We start from the raw sequence: 2406 nt of genomic DNA, 5'->3' as shown, positions 1-2406 counted from the left end.
CGGGGCGGCGCGCAAACCTCGTGGCGCGCGCCGCCGCCGACAGGCTCGGCAAACGATAAAAAAACGCGCCGATGTCGCGGCAAGCCATAAAAAACGCGACCGGCGCTGCAAAACAAGAAGCAAACCGAAGGTCCATAAAATGCAGCTTTTCAGGAGACAGCATGAACACCCCTTCGACCGCCTGCGGCGTCGACCTTGGTCGATCCGCGAGCGAAACGCGTCCCATGAGCGAGCAACTGCGGGCGGCGAACCTGTTGTTCCGCATCGAGAACGTGCCGTTCTGCAAGTGGCACACTCGGGCACGGATCGTCATGGGCAGCGCGACCCTCTTCGATGCATTCGACGCACTTTCGCTGGCTTTCGTGCTGCCCGTCCTGGTGGGGCTGTGGCATCTTTCTCCCGGTCAGATCGGCGTGCTGATCGCTGCCGGCTATCTGGGCCAGGTCGTCGGCGCGTTGGTGTTCGGCTGGCTGGCCGAGCGCCAGGGGCGAGTGCCGAGCGCCACCGTCGCGGTGGGCGTCATGTCGGCGATGAGCGTCGTATGCGCGTTCACCGGCAGCTTTCACATGCTGTTTCTGATGCGCTTCCTGCAAGGCATCGGCGTGGGCGGAGAAGTGCCCGTGGCCGCCACGTACATCAACGAGCTGTCTCAGGCGCACGGCCGCGGGCGTTTCTTCATCCTGTACGAACTCATTTTCCCGTTGGGCCTGCTCGCGGCCGCGCAGCTCGGTGCGTTCGTCGTCCCGCGCTTCGGCTGGGAAACTATGTTCCTGATCGGCGGGATTCCGGGCATGGTCGTCGCGATCCTGATCGCACGTCTTCCGGAGTCGCCGCGCTGGCTCGTTGCACGCGGGCGTCTCGATAAGGCCGAACGGATCATCGAGCGGCTGGAAGCCAGCACGACGAAGCGCAACCTCGACATACAAGTCCAAAGGGCCGAGGTGGACGCGCGCGTGGCGAGCCTTCTGGTCGGACGACAGTCGAAGCGGAAGGGAACCTGGAAGGAACTCTTCTCGCCGTTCTACCGAGGCCGCACCGTCGTCGTGTGGCTGCTTTGGGCAAGCGCTTATTTCGTGGCCAATGGCATCAACAACTGGCTGCCGAGCCTCTACAGGACGGTCTACCATCTGCCGCTGCAGACGTCGCTTCAGATGGCATCCATCTCGAACGTCCTGAGTACGTGCGGGGTGCTTGCCTGTGCGCTGCTGATCGATCGGGTCGGGCGCCGCCGGTGGGCAATGGCCTGCTTCATCATCAGCGCGGCCCTGCTTGCCGTACTCGGCATTCATGGCGCCGGCAGCGCGTGGTCCGTGATGTTGCTCGGATCGTCGGCGTACGCGGTGATGGCAACGACCACGGTCCTTCTGTACCTGTACACCCCTGAGATCTACCCCACCCGGATGCGCGCCATCGGCACCGGTCTCGCGACCTCCTGGCTGCGCGCGGCGTCTGCTGCCGCGCCGGCGATCGTCGGCGTCGTATTGACCGGGAAAGGCATCGCCGCGGTATTCGTCATGTTTGCCGCGGTCAGTGCGGTGGGTTTCTTCGTCGCCGCGCGAATGGTGGAGACGACCAATCGTTCGCTCGAGGAAATTTCCCCGTAGCCACTCGCATGCCTGACGGCGCCTTCCCCTGAGAAGCCTCGCGGGAAGGCGTTTCCTCGCTCGTCACGCCAGCGACTTCGGCGACGTGCTCGAAACAAGGGCCGCCGTTCCCGCTATTCAATCAGTACTACAGATGGATGGTCACGGAAAAAGCCGCTCACAAAAATATGAATGGAGACAATCGAAATGAAAAAGACACGACAGGTCGTGGTGCGCGTTGCCGCTCGGCGCGTTGTCGGTACGCTCGGCGTGACGGCGATATTCAGCGCCGGTCTGGTATTGAATTCCGTCGGGGCATACGCGGATAGCGGCTCCCAGGTCCAGCTTTATGGCCTCCTCGGCACCTACGTCGGCAGTATCAAACGCAGCGACACGCCGCAGTCCGCGGTACAGATGGGGAGCGGCGGGCTGACCACGTCGTTCTGGGGAATCCGCGGCAAGGAAGACCTTGGCGGCGGCGTCGGCGCCATTTTCGTTCTCGAAAGCTTCTTTCAACCCGCGAACGGCGCGCTCGGGCGCAGTACGGCGGACCCGTTCTGGTCGCGCAACGCGTACGTGGGCTTTCAAGGCGACTTCGGGCAGGTGACCTTCGGGCGACAAAGAAACCCGGCCTATACGGCTGAATCCCTCGTCAATCCGTTCGGATCCTCGACCGTCTTCTCTCCGCTCGTCCTGCAGACGTTCGTGACCAACTATGGCGGGACGATCATCGGCGATACGGTGTGGAACAACACCGTCAAGTACACGACGCCGGACTTCAAGGGGTTCGCCGCCACCGTCATCTACGGTCTTGGCGGCGTGG

The 2406-nt window shown here is 63.1% G+C and carries 2 protein-coding genes; both read left to right on the top strand.

What is annotated here, in order from left to right:
- Positions 1 to 161: 161 nt before the first annotated feature.
- Complete coding sequence (locus H3O04_RS34980; protein WP_202589476.1) at positions 162 to 1604, top strand: MFS transporter; 1443 nt, start codon at positions 162 to 164, stop codon at positions 1602 to 1604.
- A 186-nt stretch (positions 1605 to 1790) separates the two neighbouring features.
- Positions 1791 to 2406, top strand: a 616-nt coding sequence (locus H3O04_RS34975) for a porin (RefSeq protein WP_202589478.1), incomplete at its 3' end; no start/stop codon positions are given.

Source organism: Burkholderia sp. KCJ3K979 (assembly GCF_016759955.1).
GTDB classification, from domain to species: Bacteria; Pseudomonadota; Gammaproteobacteria; order Burkholderiales; family Burkholderiaceae; genus Burkholderia; species Burkholderia orbicola.
Note: the sequence above shows the minus strand (reverse complement) of the source record. Positions and strands in the feature narration are given on the sequence as shown.

Excerpts from the sequence above, each read along its gene's own strand:
- H3O04_RS34980 (WP_202589476.1), top strand. The coding sequence starts at position 162 with ATGAACACCCCTTCGACCGCCTGCGGCGTCGACCTTGGTCGATCCGCG.